Below are 4789 nucleotides of genomic sequence, written 5' to 3' on the forward strand. Positions count from 1 at the left end.
CCCCGGCCAGCAGCGGCATCCCGGCCAGCGACAGGCCAAGCACCGCCAGCACCGCCATCAGCCCCCAGCGCCAGGCCCGCCCGCAGAGCGGCGCGAGGCCGACGCCCAGGAACAGCGCCCCCTTGGCCAGCCCGTGATGCAATGCGAACAGCGCCACCGCCGGCAGCACCGTGGCGGGCGCGCTGCCCGCAGCCAGCGCAACGCCCAGCACCCCCATGACCAGACCCATCTGGCTGACGGTGGAATAGGCCAGCACCGACTTGGCCCCGGCCTGCCCGACCGCCAGCAGCGCCGCGAGGAACAGGCCGGAAAAGCCCAGGATCGTCAGCACATTGCCCGCGACCGCCGCAGGCGTGCCCAGCGGCAGGAAGGCCACCATGCCGAAGATCCCGGCCTTGACGATGGCCCCCGACAGCACCGCCGAGGCCGGCACCGGGGCTGCCGGATGCGCCACCGGCAGCCAGACATGCAGCGGCATCAGCCCGGCCTTGATCCCGAAACCGACGATGAGAAGGGGCAGCGCCGCCGGATGCGCCGAGGGCAGGGCTAACCCTGCGCGCACCGCCTCGATGCCGATGGCGCCGCCCGCCCCGAACGAGGCCAGCATCAGCCCGACCAGGATCGCCACTTCTCCCGTGACCGCCAGCACCAGATAGACCGTCCCCGCCCGCATCGAGGCGGGCTGGCGGTCGTGGATCACCAGAGGATAGGCCAGAAGCGAGACCAGCGCGAAGAAGACATAGAAGCTGACGATGTCGGCGGCGATGAAGACGCCCAGATTGCCCGCCAGCACCAGGTTCCAGAACAGCGCAAAGGCGGCGGGCCGCCCGTCGCGGCGCAGGTAGACGGCGGCATAGACCCCGGCCCAGAACCACAGCACCGCCGCGCCGCCAAGGAAGATCGCGCCGGTCGCAGTCAGGTCCAGCCCGCCGTCCAGCAGCACCCCCGGCAGCGCGACGGGCGTGTCGCGCGGCGCGAAAAGAGCGGCGGCCAGTGCCGGCAGGGGGCCAAGCGGCAGAAGCATCAGCATGCGCGGACCCCAGCCCGGCAGCAGCGCCAGCCCGGCCAGCAGCATCGGCCACAGGACCGCCAGCGGCAGAAGGAGTGTCAGGTCGGCAGTCATCGCAGGTAGCCCCCCTCGGCGATCAGGGTGGCCCAGCCCAGCGGGCTGAACGGCAACGAGGCGAAGATGCCTGCCCCCAGCGACACCAGGGCCGTCAACGCGGCGGGCAGGATCAGCATCCGGTCGCGGGTGGTGGCCAGCTCGCGGATGGCGGGCCGGTCGGCCGGCGGTGGCAAGAGCCAGGCGCGGTAGAGGAGCGGCAGGAAATAGGCGGCGTTCAACAGCGATGACCCCGCCAGCACCGCGACTACCCAGGCCGCATCCGATTGCAGCGCCCCGATCCCCAGATACCATTTCGAGATGAAGCCCGCGACCGGCGGCATCCCGATCATCCCCAGCGCCCCCACCGAGAACGCCGCCATCGTCACCGGCATCTGCCGCCCGGCACCGTCGAGATCGGCAATCGCCTTGATCCCCATCCGGTTCGCCAGCGCGCCCGCGCACATGAACAGCGTGATCTTCATGATGCCCTGATGCACCAGATGCACCAGCCCGCCGATCACCGCGAAGGGCCCGATCAGACTGGCGCCCAGCACGATGTAGCTGACCTGGCTGACGGTAGAATAGGCCAGCCGCTTCTTCAGGTCGCTCTGCATCAGCGCCCGCACCGAGCCGTAAAGGATCGTCACCGAAGCCAGCGCTGCCAGCGGCACGCCCAGCCCCAGTTCGGCCACGGTGCCGATACCGTAGACATCATAGATCATCCGCACGATGCCGAAGGCCCCGGCCTTGACCACTGCGACGGCGTGCAAAAGCGCGCTGACCGGGGCGGGGGCGGCCATCGCCTCGGGCAGCCAGCCGTGGAAGGGGAAGATCGCCGCCTTCACCCCCAGCCCGCCGATGCACAGGATGAAGATCAGCGTCAGGGTCAGCGCGGGAACGCCGGCAAGGTCCGGCGGGGTGGCGAACTCGATTGGGCCGACCAGCGATTGCAGCCAGAGGATCCCGGCCAGGAAAGCGACGCTGCCGGCCAGCGTGTAGGTCAGGTAGATCCGCCCGGCGCGCAGCGATTTTTCGTCGCCCTTGTGCGCGACCAGCGGCCAGGTCGCCAGCGTCAGGAGTTCGTAGAACAGGAAGAAGGTGATCGCGGTGCCCGACATCGCCACGCCGGTCGCCGCCAGCACGCAGAGGTTGAAAAAGCCGAAGAAGCGCGGCAGGTTCGGACCCCGGTCGAAATAGGCGATGGCGTAGATCGTGGTCAAAAGCCACAGGAACACCGATAGCGTCACGAACAAAAGCGCCAGCGGGTCCAGCCGCAGCACGAAATCATGGCCGGGCAGGAACTCGTAGCGCCATTCGAACACGAGGCCCGCCTCGGCCTGCATAAGCAGATAGGTCACCACCACAAGCTTGACGCAAGCCACGCCAAGGTTCGCGGCATTGCGCCAGGCCGAAAGCCGTTCCGGCAGGGCAAAGCTGACCACGGCGGCGGCCAGCGGCAAGAGGATCAGAGCCAAGGGCGCGAAGGTCATCATGGCGCGGGTTCCGGCAGGATGAGCGCAGGCCCGGCCCAGGGCGCGGCGATCGCCGACAGCTCGACCAGTGCTGTGCCGCCAAAGCCCATCACGATGGCCAGCCCCGCGAGCGCCAGCGGCGCGGCCGTGCGCAAGCCGCCGGTGACCGGCGTGCGCGGGGTTGTCGCGGGGGCAAAGCAGGCCGCGAGCGCGCCGAAAAGATAGACCGCCGCCAGGAGGCCGCCCAGGATCAGCACTCCGGCGTACAGGTAGGCGCCCTGCTCGATCGCGGCGGTCAGGAGGAGGAACTTGGCCGTGAACCCGCCCGAGGGCGGCAGCCCCATCAGCGACACCGCCGCCAGTCCGAAGGCGGTCACCGTCAGCGGCATCGCCTGCGCCAGCCCGCCCAGATCGGCGATCCGCTCGCCGGCGGCGGCCTTCAGCATCAGTCCGGCGGCAAGGAACATCGCGGCCTTGGCCAGCATGTGCGCCACCGCCTGCAAGGTCATCCCGGCCCAGGCGTCGCCGGGGTCGATGGCCCCCGCGACCAGCGGGAAGGCCAGGAACAGATAGCCGACCTGCGCCACCGTCGAATAGGCCACCAGCGCCTTCAGCCGGTCCTGCCGCATTGCCTGGACCGAGCCGTAAAGCACCGCTGCAGCCCCAAGCCCGCCCAGCACCTGCAGCGCGGCGGGGCCGGTGATGGCGGGGAAAGCCTCGAACCACAGCCGCACCAGGATGACGAAACCGAGCTTGACCGCGATCGCCGACAAAAGCGCGCTGGCCGGGGCCGGGGCGGCGGCATGGGCGGGCGGCAGCCAGCCATGCATCGGGAACAGCGCCGCCTTGATCAAAAGCCCCGCCGTCATCAGCCCCAGCGCCATGAGCGTCGCGAGGTCAGGCTCGGCCAACTGCGCCAGCAGGGTCACATCCACCGTGTCGTAGCGCGCCACGATCAGCGCCACGCCCAGCAGATAGGCCAGCGAGCCGAGGAGCGCGATCATGAAATAGCGCAGTGCCGCCGCCAGCGAGCCCATCGCCGCCAGTGCCACCGCGGCCAGGCTGACCATCTCGAGCGTGACGTAAAGGTTGAAGAGATCGGTGGTCAGGAACCCCGCATTCGCCCCGGCCCAGAGCAGGTAGACCAGCGGCCAGAAGGTCTCGGCCTGGGCGGCGTGGCCGGGCTTTTCCGGCGGCTCGACCAGCGCATGCAGCCCGACCGCGCCGATCACCAGCGCGGTGGCCAGGATCATCAGCCGCGCCACCCCGTCGGCACGCAGCAGGATGCCCAGCGGCAGCTCCCACTGGCCGACCAGATAGGCGGCATCGGGCGGCAAAAGCGCCAGCCACAGCGCCAGCCCCGCCATCAGGGGTGCGGCCAGCAGGATCAGCCCGCGCGCCGCCCGGCCCAGCAGCAGCGCCGCCGCCATGCAGCAAAGCGGCACCGCCACCAGCAGGTCAAGCGGGCTCATGAAGCGCCCCTTGCGTTGTCGTCGGCGGCAGGTTTCGCCGCCGCCCGCGTCTCGGCCTGCCGCACGATCATCGCCGCGCCGAAGGCGGTCAGCGCGACCGCGACGACGATGCCGGTTATGACCAGCGCCTGCGGAAAGGGATCGGTCGCGTCGGGGCCGCGGCCAAGACTGCCCAGGATCAGGAAGATTCCGGCCCCGACCACGTTGACTGCCAGCAGCTGGCGCAAGGGGTGGCGCTGGGTGATGAAGGCGTAAAGCCCCAGACCCACCAGCACCGCGCCGGTCAGGGCATAAAGATGCCCGGCGGACAGGATGTCGGACAGCGGCAAGTCCATCTCAGCCCTTCCCTTCCGGGTTTGGGTGCGACGCGTCGGGGACCGGCGGGCCGGCCACCAGCAGGGCCAGCGTCACCCCGATCGACAGGAAAAGGGTGTATTCGATTATCACGATCAGCGCCTTGGCCATCCCCTCGGGATAGACCAGCAGGCCGCCCGCCGCGATCCCGGCCAGTCCGATCGCCAGGAACACCGCCGGCCCCAGCACCAGTGCCGCGCGCAGCAGCGGCCGGTCGCTGGACGGCAGGCCGATGGTGCCGCCCATCGCCGCCACCAGAAGGCCGCCCGCCAGGACCGTCCCGGCCTGGAAGGCGCCGCCCGGCAGGTCCGATCCGGCCCAGACCAGATAGGCCGCCAACACCAGCGCCACCGGCAGAAGCAGCTGGCCGAAGGTGCCCGCAACCC

Annotated in this window: 5 protein-coding genes; all 5 read right to left on the reverse strand. The window is 70.2% G+C overall.

Annotated features, from left to right (window positions below; all coding sequences use genetic code 11):
• The coding region (locus U1E69_RS00485; protein WP_322242052.1) for a complex I subunit 5 family protein at positions 1–1123 on the reverse strand (1123 nt) is incomplete at its 3' end.
• Positions 1120–2595 carry a proton-conducting transporter membrane subunit gene (locus U1E69_RS00490; protein WP_322242053.1) on the reverse strand — a complete coding sequence of 492 codons (1476 nt, stop codon included), beginning with the start codon at positions 2593–2595 and terminating at the stop codon, positions 1120–1122. The genes U1E69_RS00490 and U1E69_RS00485, both read right to left, overlap by 4 nt.
• Positions 2595–4049 carry a complex I subunit 5 family protein gene (locus tag U1E69_RS00495; RefSeq protein ID WP_305567060.1) on the reverse strand — a complete coding sequence of 485 codons (1455 nt, stop codon included), beginning with the start codon at positions 4047–4049 and terminating at the stop codon, positions 2595–2597. Before U1E69_RS00495 ends, U1E69_RS00490 begins: the two co-directional genes overlap by 1 nt.
• Positions 4046–4384 (reverse strand): NADH-quinone oxidoreductase subunit K, encoded by a 339-nt coding sequence (locus tag U1E69_RS00500; protein WP_246754036.1) that lies wholly within the window; start codon positions 4382–4384, stop codon positions 4046–4048. The genes U1E69_RS00495 and U1E69_RS00500 overlap by 4 nt, the downstream gene beginning before the upstream one ends.
• A gap of 1 nt (position 4385) precedes the next feature.
• A partial coding sequence (locus U1E69_RS00505) for an MnhB domain-containing protein (protein ID WP_322242055.1) occupies positions 4386–4789 on the reverse strand: 404 nt, incomplete at its 5' end.

Origin of the sequence: Tabrizicola sp. (assembly GCF_034366665.1) — a bacterium.
Classification (GTDB): domain Bacteria; phylum Pseudomonadota; class Alphaproteobacteria; order Rhodobacterales; family Rhodobacteraceae; genus Tabrizicola.